This is a genomic window from Myxococcus guangdongensis, from assembly GCF_024198255.1.
Classification (GTDB): domain Bacteria; phylum Myxococcota; class Myxococcia; order Myxococcales; family Myxococcaceae; genus Myxococcus; species Myxococcus guangdongensis.
This window is the reverse complement of sequence record NZ_JAJVKW010000022.1, coordinates 109,173-127,229: the sequence shown is the minus strand read 5'-3', so window position 1 is coordinate 127,229 and position 18,057 is coordinate 109,173. Positions and strand designations below refer to the sequence as shown.

Genomic DNA, 18,057 nt, shown 5'->3' with positions numbered 1-18,057 from the left:
ACCTACTTGTACTCGATGGTTCCCTTGAGCTTCACCTGGGCGCCGTCCCCTCCCACCGTGTCGCCCTTGAGCTGCAGCGACGCGGGCGTGGCCTCCAGCTTCGAGCCGGACTTCACGCTGGCCTTGCCCACGGTGATGGTGACGGAGGAGCCCGACAGGTTGAAGTCCTTGTCGCACTTGATGGCCATGGGCCCCCCCGTGGTGATGGCCATGGCCGCGCCCGACGCCAGCGTGAGGTCCTTGCCCGTCTTGATGTTCACCATCCCGGCCGTCATCACCTTGGCCGCGCCGATGTTCTCCGCCTTCGACTCCGTGATGATCTCCAGCTTCGCGCCGGCCACCGTCTCGGTCTTGTTGCCCGCGACGGCCTCGGTGATGGCGCCGACGGCGTTGATGCTCAGCACGCCCCCCACGCTCGTGGTGAGGTCCGCGTTGAAGGTCTCCGTCACCTTCTGCGCCAGCACGTTGCGCAAGCCCCCCACGTTCTCCGTGCGCGCGCCCTTCACGGTGATGGCATGCATGGCGCCCACCCCCCATTGATCCACGGCGCCCACCACCACCTTCTTGGTCCCCGCGGTGTCCTCCACCATCATCCCGGTGATGCTGGCGCTCTGGTCTCCCCCCACGGAGACGTCCTCCGTGACGCCGATGCTGTGGGTGCTGTCCGAGGTGATCTGCACGGCCTCGTCCACGGCGATCTGCTCGGTGAGGTTGTGCCCCGCCTGGAGCGAGAGGTCCTTCTGGGAGTGGACGAAGAACTCCATGCCGCCATTTCCGTCGTTGAGGCGCACCTCGTTGGTGCCCCCGCCCCCCGGCGTCGTCGAGGACTGCAACGCGCTCTGCATCAGGTTGTCCGGCAGGGCATAGGGCGGCAGGGTGTCCGCGTTGTAGAGCTTCTGGAGCACCAGGGGCCTGTCGGGGTCGCCGTGGAGGAAGCCCACCTCCACCTCCCAGCCCACGCGAGGGAGGATCTGACTGCCCGCGGTGTTCTGCTGCTGCACCCGCATCCAGCACGAGGCGGTGTCGTCCACCTTGCCCTCGCGGTCCCAGTAGAAGTGCACCTTCACCCGACCGAACTCGTCGACGTGGATCTCCTCGCCCGCCGGCCCCGTCACCACCGCCAGCTCCTTGCCCATGACGCGAGGCCGGGGCGTCACGCGGGAGGGGCGGAACTCCACGCCTCCCGGGACGGCGGTGAACTCGGCGCGGTAGCGCCCGTCTCCATCCACCAGCGTCCCCGCCGTCGGGTCCTCGTAGACGTGGCGCAGCTCCAGCACCAGGTACTCGCCATTGAGCGGCGCGGGCTCCGCGTCGAAGATCTGGAACAGGCGCCCTGGCGACAACCGGAGCGACGGCGTCGTCCCGCGGAGGACCCGCTGGCGGACCCGGACCGCGCTCAGGCGATCCGCGGCCCGCTGCTTGCCCGCGGCGGCGCTGACGAACCCCGCGGGGAACTCGTAGACCTCCAAGCCGCCCCCTTCAGACGCGGAGAGCTTCGCCTCGGGCAGCGTCAGCGGGGTCTGCCAGTTCCAGTCGCGCAACATCACCGCGTCCGGCACCACGCGGGCCGTGTAGGTGAGGCGCGTGACGATGTCGCGAAGGGTCTCGCGCTCGTCCCAGGCCCGGAAGGAGAGCCCGGCGGCGCCGTCGATGGGCACATGCGCCGCGGGCGAGTCCGCCAGACACATGACGTGGTCCGACTCGGAGTGCTCGAACCAGAAGAAGATGCCCGTGTCCTCCAACAACCGGAGCACGAAGCCCAGCTCACTCTCCTTCCACTGGGTGCAGTACTCGCGAACGGGTCCCTCCGCCACGCTCCACCGCGTGGCGCCGGCGGGGACACCCGCGCCGGAGAACACCTCCCGGAGGATGGCCTCGATGTTCTTGTCCTGGAAGATTCGGGTGCGGACCCGGTGCGCGAGCCCCTTCAGTCGGGGCATCAAGCGCAGGCGATAGACAAACAGCTCGCCTCGCGTCCCCACGAACTCGGCATCCTCGACGACGCCGTGGAAGTGACGTGAGGAGCCATCATCCGCTTCCACTCTCACGGAAGCACTCGTCCCCAGCAGTGGCGTCAGTTCCCAATCGGGGTCTGCGCTGACACACTCCACGTCCGCCACGAATAGCTGGGAGAGGCCTTCCTCCACCACCAGGCGCGACACGCCGAGCTCCGAGGGGAGGGAGGCATGGAGAATCGTCGACCTCAAGCGCATTCAGGCGCACCCCCAGTGAACGACACTGTAGTACAACAACTTGACAGTTAGACAGCCTGGGGCCTGGCCGTGTGTGCTTTTTTAAGAACGGGATGCCCAAGGATGGCGCGAAATGTAGGGGATTCGCGCCCATCCACGACACCCCGCGGGCCTCCCCCAAGCACACACGCATCCAACAGCGCGAAGACTCGACGCCGTTCGCGTTCGTCACACCCATGAAGGTGTTGGCCAGAGGGCGGAGGGCTGACACGCTCCATGGAGTTGCAACGGGGCAGGGATGTCCAGAAACTGACATCTCAATCGAAGAGGGGGAGAGTGCATGGAGGTACGTGCCCACATCGACCATGCGGACCTTCCCGCGGAGGCCATCGTCCTGCGGGCCACGGCGCGTGAGGGATTGTCCGAGCTCTTCGACGTGGAGCTCGAGTTCGCCTGTGATGATCCCGATCTGGACCTGACGGCCCTCATCGGGACCGCGGGGACGCTGAGGCTCTCACCCACCTTCTCCGAGGGCAGCTTCGAGGCGCGCTGCTTCCACGGCGTCGTGGAGGAGGCGGAGTACCGCGCGAGGCTCGCAACCCATGGGTTCGTCTACCGGCTGCGCCTGCGGCCCCGGCTGCACGGCCTGCGCTACCGCAGCCGCAGTCAAATCTTCCAGGACATGACGGCGGTGGAGATCATCCAGGCCGTCCTGGAGAAGGCGGGCCTGCCCGCCGCGTCCACCGAGTGGCTCCTGTCCCGCGATTACATGAAGCGGGAGTACTGCACCCAGTGGAAGGAGAGCGACCTGGACTTCGTGCTCCGGCTGCTGGAGGACGAGGGCATCTTCTTCTGGTTCGAGCACCTGCCCACCGAGCACGTGCTGAAGCTCGCGGACGACCCTTCCACCTACGAGCCCATCCTGGGGACGCCCGCGCTCGGCTTCACGCGCGACTCGCTCATCCACGCGGAGGACGAGCGCGTGGCCGAGCTCACCTTCACCTCGCGCCTGGTGCACGGCCTGTACACCGCGCGGGACTGGAACTGGCGCAGCCCCAGCGAGCCGCTGGAGGCCGAGGAGCGCTCCAGCGAGGCGGACTTCCCGCGTTACGAATACCCGGGCTCCTTCTCCAGCCCCTCGGATGGCGTCCGCCGCGCGCGCAACCGCCTGAGCGGGCTGGTGCAGGAGCGGATGGTCCTGGAGGCGCGCAGCAACAGCTTCCGGCTGCAGCCCGGGCGCCTGTTCTCCCTGCTCGACGCCCTCCCCTCCTTCCTCTGCCAGGAGTACCTGCTCCTCCAGGTCACCCACGACTACGCGCTGGTCCAGGCGGAGGATGCGGAGTCCACCCGCTTCGGCACCCGCGTGCGGGCCATCCCCTCGGCGGGCACCGACTTCCGGCCCGCGCGGCGCACCCCGCGCCCGCGCGTGTGGGGCAAGGAGAGCGCGGTCGTCACGGGCCCGCCGGGCGAGGAGATCCACGTCGACGAGTTCGGGCGCATCAAGGTCCACTTCTATTGGGACCGCGAGGGCAAGGTGGACGACACCGCCTCGTGCTGGATGCGCGTGCAGCAGCAGAACACCAGCGGCAGCATGATTCTCCCCCGCGTGGGCTGGGAGATGGAGGTCGGCTTCCTGGACGGAGACCCGGACCGCCCCGTCGTCCTGCAGAAGCTCTACAACCAGGAGACGATGCCGCCGTACGCCCTGCCGGACGAGCGGACCCAGTCCTCGCTCCAGTCGGCCACCTCGCCCGGCGGCGGCAGCACCAACGAGGTGCGCATCCAGGACGGCAACGGAGGCATGGAGTTCTTCATCCACTCCTCCAAGGACTTCAAGCTCGTCACCGGGCACGACCTCTCCGAGGACATCGTCAACAACGCGCAGGAGGAGGTGGGCGACCAGTCCACCTCGCTGGTGGGCGGCGACGAGACGGTGGACATCGGCGCCAACCAGGGGCTCAGCGTGACGAGCAACGCGGTGCTGGAGACGACGGGCTCCAAGGTGGTCCAGGTCGGGGCGTTGGACGACTGGGGCGTCACCGGCAACTTCTCCCAGACGGTGGACGGCAAGCGCAGCGACACCATCGGCGGCGCGATGAACGTCCTGACCAACCACGTGCTGGAGACGTTCAACGCGGACTGCTCGCGCACGGTGGGCGCGGCGTTCTCCATCAACGCGGCGACGGCCATCGTCGAGACGGTGGGCGGCGGGAAGACGGAGTCGGTGGGCGGCGCCAAGGTGGAGGTGCTCAAGGGCGCCAAGTCGGAGGACGTGGGCGCGGCGAAGGTGCTCACCACGGGCCTGGCGGACTTCAAGACGGGCGAGGACATCATCCTGGAGGCCACGGGCGCGGTGGCCATCACCTCCGCGGGGCCCATCTCCGAGAAGGTGGGCAAGGACTTCGCCATGTCGGCCAAGACGGTGACCCTCACCGCTCCCGGCGGCGCGAAGCTCAAGGGCGGGGGCAAGGTGTTCGAGCTGTCGGGCTCGACGCTGATGGTGGACGCGGAAGGCCTCAAGGGCGGCGCCAAGGTGCAGCTCAAGGGGAAGATCCACTTCAAGAAGTAGGGGGCGCTCATGGGGATGCGACGACTGAGCCTGGAGCTGTCACTGGAGGGATTCGACCCCACCCGCTTCCGCGTCCTGCGGATGGAGGCCACGGAGGCCCTGAGCGAGGGCTGCCGGGTCCAGGTCGAGGCGGAGACCCCAGAGCACGTGGACCTGGACGCGCTGCCGGGCACGCCGGCGGCCTTGTGGATGCGCTTCCACGACGACTCGGAGGACCGCCCCTTCCACGGCGTGGTGACCGAGGCGCACCTGGAGGTCACGCAGAGCCATGCCTTCCGGCTGGTGGTCGTCATCTGCGCCCCGGTGGAGCTGCTCAAGCTGGGGCGCACCTCGCGCATCTTCCAGGAGCAGAGCGTCCAGGAGGTCATCTCCAGCGTCCTCGACGATGCGGGCCTGGGGGACACGGCGAGCTGGGACTTGACGGAGCCGCCCCCCACGCGCGTCAACGTGGTCCAGTACAACGAGAGCGACTTCGCCTTCATGTCGCGGCTGCTCCACTCGGAGGGCATCGCCTTCGCGGTGCACCACGAGGCGGACGGCGCGCGGCTGCTCTTCTTCGACGACAGCACCCGGCTGGAGCCCATCCGGGGGCAGAGCCTGCTGGTGGACCGGGACAGCAGCCAGCTCGACGACGACGTCGTCATCGACCTGCGCGATGGCCGGAGCATGGCCTCCGACCAGGTGTTCCTGCGCGACTACGACTTCAAGCGCCCCGCGGTCGACCTGTCCGCGACCCACAGCGCCGAGTCCGCCTCGGGGCGCGAGGTCTACGAGCATCCCGGTGACTTCGTGGAGGCGGCGGCGGGCCGCACGCGCGCCAGGCGCCTGATGGAGCGGCTGCGGCTGGGGACGCGCACGCTCCAGGGCCAGAGCACCTGCCCGAGGCTGGAGCCCGGCAGGACGTTCTGCGTGACGGGGCATGGCCGGACCGAGTCCAACGTCGACCTGCTCATCACCCGGGTGGTGCACCACGCCTCCAGCGAGCACGACACGCAGCGACCCGGCTTCTACTCGAACGAAGTCCGGGCCATCCCCCACACCGTGCCCTACCGGCCGGTGACGGCGCCGCCCAAGCCGCTCATCGGAGGCACGCAGCTCGCGTTCGTCACGGGGCCCTCGGGCGAGGAGATCCACACAGAGTCGTTCGGCCGGGTGAAGGTGCGCTTCCCGTGGGACCGCTCCGGCCTGGTGGATGACCGCAGCTCCACGTGGCTGCGCGTGGGCCAGCTGCCGCTCAGCGGCTCGCTCATCATCCCCCGCGTGGAGTTCGAGCTCCTCGTGGACTTCGAGCTGGGGGACTTCGACCGGCCCTTCGTCGCGGGCCACCTCTACAACGCCGAGCACACGCCCCCCTACGCGCTGCCGGACGGGGCGACGCGCAGCTCCATCCAGAGCGCGACCACGGGAGGCGGACCGGGCGCCAACGAGCTGCGCTTCGAGGACGCGGCGGGCGCCGAGGAGATCTTCATCAACGCGTCCAAGGACTACACGCTGCTGGTGGACAACGACGCGGAGATGACGGTCGCCAACGACGAGCGCTGCTCGGTGGGCGTGGACAACACGATGAGCGTGGGAGGCAACCACTACGCCAACGTCACCGGCAACCGGACGCTCAGCGTGGGCGCCAACCAGGACATCAACGTGGGGGGCGACTACACGGATGGCGTCGGCGGGGACTTGAGCGTGAGCATCGGCGGCGCGCGCATGGTGCAGGTGGGCGGGGACATGGCGGAGAGCATCCAGGGCACCCTGGACCGGAAGGTGGCCGCGCTGCAGGTGGTGACGGCGCTCGTCGCCTACACGCGCAAGGTGGTGGGGGCCTCCTCGACGAAGGTCGGCGCGGCCTGGATGGAGCTTGCGGGCAAGAGCCGGCTCGTGTCGGTGTCGACGAACTTCACGGAGACCATCGGCGCCCTGAAGTTCACCAAGGCCAAGCAGATGTCCGTCTCCTGCGGCGCGGGCTACGTGATGAACGCGGGCGTGGAGAAGGTGAAGTGTGGCGGCAGCAGGACGGACACGGCCAAGGGCCTGGTGGCCATCACCGCGGGCGGGGGCATGAAGGTGAAGGCCACCAACATCACCTTCTCCGCGGAGAACAAGCTGGTCCTGCGGGGCGGCGCCTGCACGGTGGAGCTGCTGGCCAGCGGGCAGATCAACATCAAGGCGCCCACCGTCGTCATCAAGAACAACAAGGTGCTCAACCAGTTGCTGCACAAGAGCGCCTGAGGCTTTATGAGCGACTCGCCCTCGGCAGTATCCGTCACCGCCAGCATCCCCGGTCAGAGTGGGGACCTCGTCGTCCACGCCCTGCGTGGCGAAGAAGAGGTGTCGCGGCGGTTCGTGTTCGAACTCGACCTGTCGACGACCGAGCTCGCGCCGGAGGAGGCGCGCGGCGGGTTCGCCCACGTGGTGCTGGAGGACGCCTTCGGGCAGGTGCGCGAGGTGTCGGGGGTGGTGGACCGGCTCGACGTCGTCGCCACGGATGACCCGGCGCAGCTCGTGCGCTACCGGCTCACGCTCGTCCCGCAGCCGTGGCTCCTCGCGTACCGGTACGGCTTCCGCATCTTCCAGGAGCTGTCCGTCCCGGACATCGTGAAGGCCGTCTTCAAGGACGCGGGGCTCGAGGACCGGCTGTTCCGCTGGACGTTGGAGGGCTCGTATCCGCGGCGTGAGTACTGCGTGCAGTACGATGAGTCCGAGTGGGACTTCGTGTGCCGGCTGCTCGAGGAGGAGGGCATCTGGTTCGCGTTCGAGCACAGCGCGGACGGGCATGTGATGGTGCTCTCGGACGCGAGCGAGTCCGCCGAGGTGATGGAGCCGGACGCCCTGCCCTTCCGCTACGACGCCTCGCTCGGAGGCGACGCGGTGGCGGTGTGGGACTGGCGCAGCGGCGTGCGCGCCAGCGTCTCCAAGGTCAGCCTGGACGACTACGACATGCTGAACCCCTCGAAGAAGCTGGCGGCGGACCAGCTCGCCGAGGACTCCGTGCAGGCGGAGTGGTACGAGTACCCGGGCCGGTACACGCAGCCCGCGGACGGCAAGCGGCTGGCGAAGCGTCGCCTGGAGGAGCTGCGGGGACGGCGGAAGTCCGCGCGGGCTCGCACCAACGCGATGACGCTGGCGGCGGGGCGTCGCGTGTCGCTGGTGGGCCACCCCTTCGCGGACGGCGAGTACTTCATCACCGCCTCGCGCCTGCACCTGCGCTTCCACGGCCAGCAGGAGCCCGGCCCGCTCGTGGACACCGGCGCGGCGCACTGCGAGGTGGACTTCGACGTGGTGCCCTCCGCGCAGGTGTTCCGCCCCCGACGTGAGACGCCGCGGCCGCGAATCCAGGGGCTCCAGACGGCGCGAGTCACGGGGCCCTCGGGTCAGGAGCTCCACTGCGACGAGCACGGCCGCGTGAAGGTGCAGTTCCATTGGGACCGTGACGGCATGCTCGACGACACGTCGTCCTGCTGGGTCCGCGTCGCGCAGGCGCACACCACGGGCTCCGTGATGATTCCCCGCATCGGCTGGGAGGTGCTCATCGAGTTCGTGGAGGGAGACCCGGACAGGCCCGTGTGCCTGGGGCGCCTCTACAACCCGCTGAACCCGCCAGACTACAGCCTGCCCGCGCAGAAGACGGTGTCCGGGCACCGCTCCAATTCGTCGCCCGGCGCGGGGGGCTCGAACGAGGTCAGCTTCGACGACTCGGCGGACAGCCAGCGCGTCTACGTCAATGGCGCCTACGACATCAACATCAAGGCCGCCAACGACAAGAGCGCCAAGGTCGCCGTGAACCAGAAGCGCACCATCGGCACGAACCGGGAGATGTCCGTCGGCGCCAACGAGAAGGTGGCGGTCAAGGGCATCCACAACGCCTCGGTGGGCAAGGACCACAAGGTCACCGTGGGCGCCAACCGCGCGGTCAAGGTCAGCGGCATCATCGGCGAGGAGATCACCGGCGCCGTCACGCTGAAGGTCGGCGGGCTGGAGAACATGCAGGTCGGTAACCCGGCGCAAGGAATACTCGAGAGCATCGAGTCCCTGGCCCTCGAGGCGGCGACCGCCCTGGCGGGCAAGGCGGCGAGCCGTGCCGAAGCCGCCCTGCTCGGGCCCCTGATGCCAGGGCTGAATGCCGCCCGGGATGCGCTGGGCACCGCCGCGGAGCTGGCCGGCCCGGCAGCAGCCCTCCTCGGAGGCGACAACACCGCCGTGGCCGTCTTCGGCTCGGAGGTCGGCCAGCTCGCCGAGGATGGGAACCTGTCCCTCTCGAACGTCATGGCCTCCGGCATGGCCCAAGCCGTGTCGAGCGGCGCGCTGACGCGAGGGGGCACCGCAGCGCGCGGTGGTGGCGCTGGGGGACCAGACTTCGGGGGCTTCGGAGGGGGAAGTAGTGGCGGAGGCGGCGCGGGGGGATCGTGGGACGCTCCGGCCACCGAGAACTCGGGGCACGCTGGAGGTGAAGGCGGAGGTCGTGGTGGTGGCGGAGGAGGTGGTGGTGGCGGAGGAGGAGGCGGCGGCGGTGGCCCCGGTACGTGGGGCACGACGGTCGAGGGCTCCGTCACCGAGAAGATCGGCGCGCTGGCGGTCATCAACGCCGTGACGGGCGTCTCGTTCGCGGTCGGCGGAGATTCGACGGAGACGGTGGGCGCGGCCCGTATCGAGTTGATCAACGGCGGCAAGAACGAGCAGGTGGGTATCGCGAAGCTCGAGACCGTGGGCGCGTACATGGTGAAGGTGGCCAAGGCGCTCGCCATCGATGCGAAGGGGGCCGTGGCCATCAACGTGGCCAGCCAGACCCAGGACATCACCGGAGGCCACTCCATCACCGCGGGTGCCGCGGGCGTGGTGACCGCCGCCAATCTCAAGCTCGAGGCCTCCGGGAAGATCACCCTGACGTGTGGCGCCTCTGAGGTCGTCATCGATTCCAGCGGCGTGGCCATCAAGGGCGCGCTGGGCGTCACCATCGAAGGCACCTCCGAAATCAAGATGAACCCTCCCGCCATCATGCCGGGATGAGGAGACGGACATGAGCATGCAGGCACTCAAGAGCGTGGCACGTGAAGAGGCCGAGACCTCCGAGGAGTCTCCGCGTCAGGTGAGGCTGGCACCGGCGCCCGCGGTGGCCCTGCCTCCGATGAGCCTGGGGCGGCTGGTGGCAAAGGAGGACGCGGGGTGGCGCGTGCGCATCGGCGCAGCGGAGCACGTGCTCCGGGTGGACCCCTCGGTGGACCCCGCGCTCCTCGAGGAGGCCCTCGCTTCGGGCGCGAGGGTCATCGTGGATGCCTCCGACGAGGCGCCACTCATCGCGGGCCTGCTCACCACGCAGCGCGCGCTGCACATGGACCGGAGCGGGGCCGTCAACGCGCGCGTGCGCAGCTTCTCGGTGACGGCGGACGAGAAGGCGCTGCTGCGCGTCCCCGGCGCGTTCCTCCAAGTCACCGCGACCGAGGTCGAGCTGTACGCCGACCGGGTCATCACCCGTGCACGCGAGGTGGCCAAGGTCCTGGCCACCCTCATCAAGCTGAACTAGGAGCCCGCGCCCATGAGCGTCACCGCGCTTGGAATGACGGTCGTCGGAGAGAAGAGCAAGCACACCGTGGTGCCCATGGCGCCCAACATGTGCCACACGCCCGCGGCACCCAGCCCGTTGCCCATGCCCTACCCCATCACCGGGGACTCGGGCTCGCTGAGCGTCAAGTGCAGCAACATCGAGATCGAGAGCAAGCACGTCCACAGCTCGTTCTGCAAGACGGGGAACATGAAGGGCAACGAGCCCGGCGTCGCGCTCACCAAGGACATCACCGTCGCGGGCGTCAACCGCGGCGTGGCGTGGGGACTGCCCGTCCCCGCCGTCACCGTGCACTTCGAGGGCAAGCCCGTCTGCGTGACGGGGAACGTGGGCTTCGGGGACTCCCGGTAGGGGCGTGGGCGTGACGGAGCGGATGGGCATCCAGACAGTCCAGGCGTTGCTCGATGAGGCGTTGCTCGGCTTGAGGGCGGTGACAGACCCGGCGTTGCCCATCCGGCAGGCCGAGGAGCAGCTCGCCCTGGCCCTGCGTGAGGCCTACGAGGCCCACGCGGCGCGCGCGCAGTTCAACGTCCGGCGCGAGCGCATCCGCGCCATGGCGACGAACCTCCACGCGGCGGCGCGGCTGCTCGCACAGGTCCCCACGAAGGACCCGGGCGGACTCGCGGAGCTGGCGCTGCTCCAGCAGGCCATGAAGGCGGCCATCGGCGCCCTGGGTGAGCCCTTCTCCACCGGCGCCGACGAGCGGCCGCTCCCGCCCAAGAGCCGCGCGGAGCCCCTGCGCGCGAGCCTCCGCGAGCCCCGGCTGCTCGAGCCGGTGCGCGAGGTCCTCCTGCCGGCCATCCCCCTGCCGGAGCTGCCCGAGCCGGAAGCGCCGCCCCCTGCCCCACCCGCGGCGCCTCCGCCGGTGACGACGCTCGCGCAGTTGGACGCGCTGCTCGCCAAGGCGCACGCACGCCTGGCGGCGTTCGAGGCAGAAGAAGAAGAGGAAGAAGAGGACGAAGCGCCGGAGGAGGACGAAGCGAGGGTCGCGGCGACGGACGCGCGGGCCCTGCCTCTCCACTTCGGCGACTCGAAGGCCGAGGAGGACGTGCTCTTCGGTCATGCGCGCACCTGCCTGGAGGAGCTGGGGATGTTCGGGCTGATGCGTCGGGCCCGGCCCCTCACGCCCTGGTCGAATGGCGAGCGCACCGAGCGACGGCTGGTGCGCCGCGTGGACGCCATCGTCGCCTGTGGCGCGCCCATCCTGCCGCGCCTGGTGAAGCTGCTGGAGGAGCGTCCCGAGCCGGACCCCGAGCTCACCTGGGCCAACGTGTTCCTCTTCGGCTCACTCGCCGGGAACGACGCGCTCGACCAGGCCCTGCGCATCATCCGGACCGTGGAGCTGAGCGAGCCGAGGATGGCCGAGGCGGTGACGGACGCGCTCTCGCTCGCGCCACATCCAGGCATCGAGCGAGTGGTGCGCCCGTGGCTGGACGCGGAGTTGCCGGCGCGAAGGGCCGCGGGGCTGCGGATCCTCGCGCGGCGCGGCGCGCTCTCCGTGTCCGACGTGGAGCGCGGATTGGAGGACCCGGAGCTGGAGGTGGTTCGGGCCGCGAGCCAGGTGCTCGGAGCCACCCAGGGGCCCGTGCCTCACCGCGCGCTCGAACAGGCGCTGCGCCACGAGGACGAGGAGGTCGTCCGCGCCGCGCTGGAGAGCGCCCTGCTGCGGCGAAGCGAGCTCGGCCTGGAGCGAGCGCGCGCGTTGGTGCTGAAGGGTCAGGGCGCCTTCGCGGACGCGGCCCTCTTCCTGGCGGTGTCCGCGGACGGGTCTGGCGCCGACGACCTGCGCGCCGCGCTGGACTCGGGTGAGGTGCCCGCGGTGCTGCGGGCCCTGGGGTGGTTCGGTGACCTGTCGTTCATGGAGGTGCTGCTCGGGCACCTCGCGATGGACGCGCCCGACACGAAGGCAGCGGCGCTGGACGCGCTCCAACGGCTGACGGGAGCGTCCTTGACGGAGGACGTCCCGAGCCCCGAGTACGCGCGGGACGCACTGCCCTTCCAACAGCCCTTCACACCGCCCACGCCCGTGCTCGACGTCACGGACCGGGCCGTCGTGTGGGCTGGCTGGTGGGCGAAGCATGGCCGCCACGCCAGGAAGGGCACGCGCTACCGCTTCGGTCACGCGTGGAGTCCGAAGGTCTCCTTGTGGGAGCTGGAGGCCCCGGAGTCACTGCCGGCGGCGCGCCGGTGGGTGCACGTGGAGCTGGCGGTGCGCACGGGCGGAGCCGTTCCGTTGGACCGCTCGGACTTCGTCGCCCGGCAGCTCGCGCAGCTCGAGGCCTGGAGGGTTCATGTGGAGTCGGGCAGCCGGCGAAGCCCCTCGGATGGATGGACGACGCGGTATGCGAGGTGACGTAACGTGAACACGCCCGAGCTGCTCAACGGCACCTCGTCCACGGTGGCCCTCGTCCCCCAGCTGGGGATGGACGGCGGCATCCTGATGGTGGTCCTCATCAAGGAGCTCTTCTCCATCACCCCGGGCGGCGCGCGGGTGACACGCGTCGGTGGCGCCCAGGTCCGCCACGCCGACGAGCCCTGGGACAAGAAGGCGCCCGAGGCCAGCAGCATCCAGCTCCCCGCGGACGTGTGCATCCGCAAGCCCTCCACGGATGTGGTGGTGGTGGGCAACGCCATGAGCAAGGGCGGCCAGGCCGTCAAACAGCTGGACGTCCACATCGAGGTGGGCCCCGTCTCCAAGAGCCTGCGCGTGTTCGGCACCCGGGTCTGGTACCGGGGCGCGCTCGGGCTGGCGCTCGGGCCGCCGCAGCCCTTCACCAGCGTGCCCCTGAAGTGGGAGCTCGCGTACGGAGGCTTCGACGCGAGCGACTCCGGCAAGCCGCCCATGGAGGAGGCGCGCAATCCCCTGGGCCGCGGCGTCGCGCGGGACTCGGACGTGTTGGTGAACCAGCCCGCTCCGCAGATCGAGGACCCGCGCGACCTCATCTCGTCCGCCAGGACGCGGCCCGCGCCCGCCGGCGTGGGCGCCATCGGCAGACACTGGGAGCCCCGCCGCCGCTACGCGGGGACCGCAGACGAGAAGTGGATGAAGGAGCGCATGCCGCTGCAGCCGCTGGACTTCGACGAGCGCCACAACCAGTGCGCGACACCCGAGCTCATCTGCCCCGAGTACCTGAAGGGGGGCGAGATGGTGAAGCTGCTCAACCTCTCCGCGGGCGGCGCGTATCACTTCGCGCTCCCCCGGCTGCACTTCGCCGTGACGACGCGGACGGACCAGGGGGAGAAGGAGCACCGCCCGGTCCTCGACACGGTGCTGCTGCGGCCCTCGGACGAGGAGACGCTGGAGCTGACCTGGCGCGCCGTGGTGCCCATGCCGCGCCCCGCGCGCCGCCTGCACTACATCCAGGTGCACGAGAAGGAGGTCCTGCGATGAGCTCCTCTAAACGCCTGGACTCGGCGCACTACGGCGGACGGTGGGGCTCCGCGCCCGTCATCGTGGGGACGGCCGCGTGGAACGGGCTGGCCTTCGCGCCGTATCAGACGTGGGCCTTCCGCCGCGCGGAGCTGTCCGCGTACGCGGAGACACCGTTTCGCGCGCCGAACGGGAAGCGCGTGACGATGGCGCCCATCCGGACGCTGCCCACGCGGGACTCGGGCGCCGAGCGGCTGGTGCCCATCGCCACCCGGACGCTGACACAGTTGCTGACGAACCTGGAGACGATGCCTCCGGACGCGACCGTGGCCCTGGTGCTCTGCCTTCCCGAGCGGATGGGTGAGCGGACGCAGGAGGGCTTCGCGACGCAGCGACGCCAGGTGGAGAAGGCGCTGGTGCGGCTCCTGGAGGAGAAAGACCTCCGGCCCGTGGTCCACGTGGTGCCGCGAGGGCATGCCTCGCTGGCCTTCGCGCTCATCGAAGCGGGCGAGGCGCTGCGCAGCCGCAAGGTGGACGTCGCGCTCGTCGGAGGCGTGGACACGTACTACGACCCCGAGGTGGTCCAGACGCTCATCGACCAGCAGCGCATCTTCGACGGGGAGAACCTGGACACCTTCGTCGGAGGAGAAGGCGCGGCCTTCTGCGCGCTGACCCGGACGGACGTGGCGAAGCGGACGAAGTGGCCGGTGCTCGCGAGGCTCGACACGGTGGCCACCGACGTCGAGCTGGCCACCCAGGACAACGACGTCCCCTGCATGGCGGCGGCGCTGACGCGCGCGGGCCGCGTGGTGTCCGAGCGCCTGCGTGAAGAGCGGCGCACGCTGGACTGGTGGCTCTCCGACATGACGGCGGAGGAGCTGCGCGTGCACGAGTTCAAGCTGGCCTGGCCCCGGGTGGCCCATGACGTGATGCCCCCGGAGGCCGCGCTCGAGTATCTGTCCGAATGCCTGGGCGACCTCGGCGCCGCGGCGATGCCCACGGGGCTGGCCGTCGCGGTGGAGGGCATGCTGCGAGGTGACCCGGGCGCGGCCACCTGCCTGCTGACGGGCTCGAGCGCGGGCGGCGCGCGCGGCGTGGTGCTGCTCTCACGGGAGCCGTGAGATGGGCTCAGCGCAGGTCCTCCGGGAAGACGAAGCGGCGCAGCCAGGCCCCCGTCTTCTGCTCCTCCTGGAAGCCGCCCCAGTACTCGGTGGGCGTCTTGACGAAGTGGGGCTCCAGCACCCGCGCCACCTCGGCATAGGCGGATGGGTACTCGAGCGCGTTGACGTCACCGAGCGTCGGAGCCTCGCCGGCCTGGATGAGCGTGGTCCCCTTCAGCGTGTGCACGTGGACCGCGGACGTCCAGGCACGGGCCTTGAGCGCGGCGAGGTCCAGCGAGAGCTTCCCGGCGAGGCCGTCTCCCACGAGCGTGAGCCAGTTGCTGCCGGGCAGCCCTTCGCCCACGCACCAGGACATGGCATCCGGGTCCTGGATGTCGAGCCCGAGGTAGCGCTGGCTGGAGCGGAACAGGCTCCAGAACGCGGTGGACTTGACCCACTCGTTCCAGGTGCCCACGTAGCCGCCCACGCCGCAGAGCAGGGGCCAGCGCTCGCCAATCTCCTTGGCCAGCTGAAGCAGCTGCTTCGGGTCGAGGGTCTCCGGCAGCAGCACCTGGAGGAAGCCGCGACGCCCTCTCGCCGAGTCCATCTCGCGGTAGATGAAGCCGAGCCCTGGCGCGCCGAGGTCATCGACCAGCCGGAACGTGAACAGGTGCCTGACGCGGACATCGGCCCAGGAGACGGACAAGGAGGCGAGCACATCGTCGGCGACTCGTGGCGTGAAGCGGTGCCACTCCGGAAGCGTGGAGGTGGTGTACCAGGTGAGCCGCTCGGCGGGAGCCAGTTGGAGGAAGCGCCGGAGCAGGGCCGCGGCGCCCTCGGTGGCCCAGACGTAGGGCTCATCCAGGTACAGCGTCAGCCCGAGGGCATACCGCGTCAGCGTCACCTCCGGGTTGTCCGCGAGCACGTCGCCCCCCGGTCCACGCAGCTTCGACATCGTCACCGCCTCCTGGCAACACCCCGAGCGATGTACGACTATCACGAGACCGTGGCTTCAAGAGACCCAGGCGCATTTCCTTTCAATGACGCTCACCGGGGTGGACCTCGGTCCCTCTGGCGGGGGCTGTCTGTCATCCAAGGGGCGTGGCTCCGACATGCCCGCACGACGCGCGCCGCACCCGAGGTGGACACACCATGAAGCTCGCACACGCATTCCGCCGGGCCAGCGGCGACTCGGCCTGGGATTGCCATTTCCTGGCGGACCGGTGGGATGGCAAGGACTGGATGGAGGACCACGCGGAGTCGTGGGTGGGCCAGGTGGTGGACGGGCGTGTCTTCACGCTGCTGGGCCAGGTGGGGTGGCTCACGTCGCTCTGGCGCTCTCCGTCGGGCACCGTCTACGTGGCGGAAGGCAGCTTTCGCCGCGGCGGTGTGCACATCAACCGTTCGGAGAATCCCTCGCGCCCGGCGTGGGAGTTCCACGAGTTGCCGTGCGTCGTCTCGGGCATCTGGGGACTGGATGACCGGTTCGTGCTGGCGTGGGGGCCGCATTCACAGCAGCGCAAGGAGTCGTTCTACCGCTGGGATGGCAGGCAATGGCATGAGCTCCCCTGCCCTGGTGAGGTCTTCGCGGTGCATGGGCTCGCGCCGGACCTGGTCTACGCGGTGGGTGGGGAGGGGCTCATCGCGCGCTGGGATGGGGCGCGGTGGCATCCGGCGCCGTCCTTCACGGAGGCGGTGATGACGGCCGTGCATGTCGTCAGCAAGGACGAGATGTACGCCTGCAGCGACGCGGGCGTGCACGAGGGCAGCGTCTACGGTTGGTCGGAGGTGGCGGAGTCCCCGGGGATGTTGATGAGCGTGGCGAAGTACCGGGAGCAGGTCTGGGTGGCCGGTGGGACGTATGGGCTCTTCACGCTGCGCGGCAATGAGCTCGAGGAGGTGGAGACGCCTGTGAGGCCCTTGAGCCTGGACACGCGGAAGCGGCTGGTGATGGCCACGTCGGAGGGGTTGGTCGACACCGAGGACGCGAAGGAGTTCCGGACCGTGCCGCTCGCGGACTTCGTCGCGTGCGTCCAGGACATTCCACGCAAGTGGTGAGAGACTCGATTCACGAAGGTCAGCGAAGCCGTCCGTTCGAGGGGGACCGATATGACAGCCAGCGCGCCCACGCCACCACCGCACACACCCGTCAACTATCTCGAGGGCGGTGGTAGCAGCTTCTTCTCCCGGCAATGCCAGCAACTGCTCATCAAGGCCAAGCTGAACCCGGAATGGTTCGGCTCGTACGACCACGTCGCCAAACTCAACAGAGAGGCGAAGGCCAAATGCGTGCGGTGGGACACGGCGACCGCAGCGGAGCATGCAGCTGGGATGAAGGACGGAACTCCGTTGGAACGCCCCACCGCGGGTGACCGCTACCTCAGAAGTTGCCAGTCAGGCCATCTCGTCCGCGACTCCAACTTCCGGGAGAGCGGCACGGATGACATGGGCAACGAGGCACGTGGGGACCCCTGCCGGAACGTCATCGACGGCTATGAGTCGGATCGCGCGCCCGCCGTTCCGCAGCAGGGCATGGCGTCCGAGAACATGGAGCACGGACGGCATACCCGCCGGGAGAACGCGGATATTCAACGGCGACGGTATGACAACTCAGAGTCAGGTCGGCCGGAGACCGAGTACGGACAACGTCAACGCCACGCGGATGAGGACGCGCGCGTCAACCAGTATGTGAGAGAGCACCAACAACGGTGGCGGACCTCCGAGCGCGCCGCCAACCAACAACCTCCGGGGCTGGCTGGAACCAGTGGGAGTGGCGCTAGCGGCTCGGCAAGCGCTTCGGGTGGACCAGGAGGTGCAGCGGGCTCAGGCCTGGGGTCGGTAAAATCCCCCACCTGTCCTCCAGCCGACGTCATCGATGGGAAGTCCGCCGCCAAGTGCATCAACAACTGGCGGAAGAAGGCCGAAGCACAGATGAAGCAGAAGATGGCGGATGACATGGCCAAGCATGAACGGGACAGCACAGTGCCCGCCTCATTCACAGGCTCGCCTCCGCCGCCTCCTCGCCAGGACCAGTACCAGGCTCATCTGGACCAGAACGTCCACAATGCCACCGCCAACCGAGAAGCCGCCCGGGGAACGCCAGGCGAAGATGCGGCCAAGGCGGAAGTCACCAGGGCACGGCGAGCAGCCAATACCTTCCGGCGAGGGCGCTGCCGGGCTGAACAGGCCTCGCGCCTGCGTGGAGATCCTGGCGCAGGGCCTGCGCGAACCAAGGGCAGTGCACGCTGAGCTTCATCCCCCCTCCTTCAACC

General features: G+C 69.4%; 12 protein-coding genes. 10 read left to right on the top strand and 2 right to left on the bottom strand.

The window, feature by feature from the left end; translation table 11 throughout:
- Positions 1 to 2 precede the first annotated feature (2 nt).
- The gene (locus LXT21_RS41465) at positions 3 to 2,213 is read right to left on the bottom strand and encodes a type VI secretion system Vgr family protein (RefSeq protein ID WP_254043784.1); all 2,211 of its coding nucleotides are present in this window, start codon (positions 2,211 to 2,213) and stop codon (positions 3 to 5) included.
- Between the two features lie 319 nt (positions 2,214 to 2,532).
- On the opposite strand from LXT21_RS41465, the gene LXT21_RS41460 reads away from it, so the two are divergent.
- From LXT21_RS41460 to LXT21_RS41425, 8 genes are read left to right on the top strand one after another with little or no spacing between them, the layout of a single operon-like run.
- The gene (locus LXT21_RS41460) at positions 2,533 to 4,761 is read left to right on the top strand and encodes a type VI secretion system Vgr family protein (RefSeq protein WP_254043783.1); all 2,229 of its coding nucleotides are present in this window, start codon (positions 2,533 to 2,535) and stop codon (positions 4,759 to 4,761) included.
- 15 nt (positions 4,762 to 4,776) lie between these two features.
- Positions 4,777 to 6,987, top strand: a complete 2,211-nt coding sequence (locus LXT21_RS41455; protein ID WP_254043782.1) for a type VI secretion system Vgr family protein — start codon at positions 4,777 to 4,779, stop codon at positions 6,985 to 6,987.
- Between the two features lie 6 nt (positions 6,988 to 6,993).
- On the top strand, positions 6,994 to 9,762 hold the full coding sequence (locus LXT21_RS41450) for a type VI secretion system Vgr family protein (protein ID WP_254043781.1): 2,769 nt from the start codon (positions 6,994 to 6,996) through the stop codon (positions 9,760 to 9,762).
- A gap of 10 nt (positions 9,763 to 9,772) precedes the next feature.
- Complete coding sequence (locus LXT21_RS41445; protein ID WP_254043780.1) at positions 9,773 to 10,276, top strand: hypothetical protein; 504 nt, start codon at positions 9,773 to 9,775, stop codon at positions 10,274 to 10,276.
- A gap of 12 nt (positions 10,277 to 10,288) precedes the next feature.
- Positions 10,289 to 10,666, top strand: a complete 378-nt coding sequence (locus LXT21_RS41440; RefSeq protein ID WP_046714488.1) for a PAAR-like domain-containing protein — start codon at positions 10,289 to 10,291, stop codon at positions 10,664 to 10,666.
- Positions 10,667 to 10,676: 10 nt separating this feature from the next.
- Positions 10,677 to 12,668, top strand: a complete 1,992-nt coding sequence (locus tag LXT21_RS41435; protein WP_254043779.1) for a hypothetical protein — start codon at positions 10,677 to 10,679, stop codon at positions 12,666 to 12,668.
- A gap of 6 nt (positions 12,669 to 12,674) precedes the next feature.
- Complete coding sequence (locus tag LXT21_RS41430) at positions 12,675 to 13,706, top strand: DUF2169 family type VI secretion system accessory protein (RefSeq protein ID WP_254043778.1); 1,032 nt, start codon at positions 12,675 to 12,677, stop codon at positions 13,704 to 13,706.
- On the top strand, positions 13,703 to 14,806 hold the full coding sequence (locus LXT21_RS41425; RefSeq protein ID WP_254043777.1) for a beta-ketoacyl synthase N-terminal-like domain-containing protein: 1,104 nt from the start codon (positions 13,703 to 13,705) through the stop codon (positions 14,804 to 14,806). The genes LXT21_RS41430 and LXT21_RS41425 overlap by 4 nt, the downstream gene beginning before the upstream one ends.
- Before the next feature lie 7 nt (positions 14,807 to 14,813).
- On the opposite strand, the gene LXT21_RS41420 is transcribed toward LXT21_RS41425, so the two are convergent.
- Complete coding sequence (locus tag LXT21_RS41420; protein ID WP_254043776.1) at positions 14,814 to 15,740, bottom strand: type VI immunity family protein; 927 nt, start codon at positions 15,738 to 15,740, stop codon at positions 14,814 to 14,816.
- Positions 15,741 to 15,937: 197 nt separating this feature from the next.
- On the opposite strand from LXT21_RS41420, the gene LXT21_RS41415 reads away from it, so the two are divergent.
- Together LXT21_RS41415 and LXT21_RS41410 are read left to right on the top strand one after the other, a co-directional pair.
- Positions 15,938 to 16,843, top strand: coding sequence for a beta propeller repeat protein (locus tag LXT21_RS41415; protein ID WP_254043775.1), 906 nt, complete (start codon positions 15,938 to 15,940; stop codon positions 16,841 to 16,843).
- Between the two features lie 51 nt (positions 16,844 to 16,894).
- Positions 16,895 to 18,034, top strand: coding sequence for a hypothetical protein (locus LXT21_RS41410; RefSeq protein ID WP_254043774.1), 1,140 nt, complete (start codon positions 16,895 to 16,897; stop codon positions 18,032 to 18,034).
- The last annotated feature ends 23 nt before the right edge of the window (positions 18,035 to 18,057 follow it).

What these genes read in the sequence shown, in the direction of transcription:
- LXT21_RS41420 (WP_254043776.1), bottom strand. Translation starts at nt 15,740, where the DNA reads ATGTCGAAGCTGCGTGGACCGGGGGGCGACGTGCTCGCGGACAACCCG.
- LXT21_RS41460 (WP_254043783.1), top strand. Translation starts at nt 2,533, where the DNA reads ATGGAGGTACGTGCCCACATCGACCATGCGGACCTTCCCGCGGAGGCC.
- LXT21_RS41440 (WP_046714488.1), top strand. Translation starts at nt 10,289, where the DNA reads ATGAGCGTCACCGCGCTTGGAATGACGGTCGTCGGAGAGAAGAGCAAG.
- LXT21_RS41410 (WP_254043774.1), top strand. Translation starts at nt 16,895, where the DNA reads ATGACAGCCAGCGCGCCCACGCCACCACCGCACACACCCGTCAACTAT.
- LXT21_RS41415 (WP_254043775.1), top strand. Translation starts at nt 15,938, where the DNA reads ATGAAGCTCGCACACGCATTCCGCCGGGCCAGCGGCGACTCGGCCTGG.
- LXT21_RS41455 (WP_254043782.1), top strand. Translation starts at nt 4,777, where the DNA reads ATGCGACGACTGAGCCTGGAGCTGTCACTGGAGGGATTCGACCCCACC.
- LXT21_RS41450 (WP_254043781.1), top strand. Translation starts at nt 6,994, where the DNA reads ATGAGCGACTCGCCCTCGGCAGTATCCGTCACCGCCAGCATCCCCGGT.
- LXT21_RS41425 (WP_254043777.1), top strand. Translation starts at nt 13,703, where the DNA reads ATGAGCTCCTCTAAACGCCTGGACTCGGCGCACTACGGCGGACGGTGG.
- LXT21_RS41465 (WP_254043784.1), bottom strand. Translation starts at nt 2,213, where the DNA reads ATGCGCTTGAGGTCGACGATTCTCCATGCCTCCCTCCCCTCGGAGCTC.
- LXT21_RS41445 (WP_254043780.1), top strand. Translation starts at nt 9,773, where the DNA reads ATGAGCATGCAGGCACTCAAGAGCGTGGCACGTGAAGAGGCCGAGACC.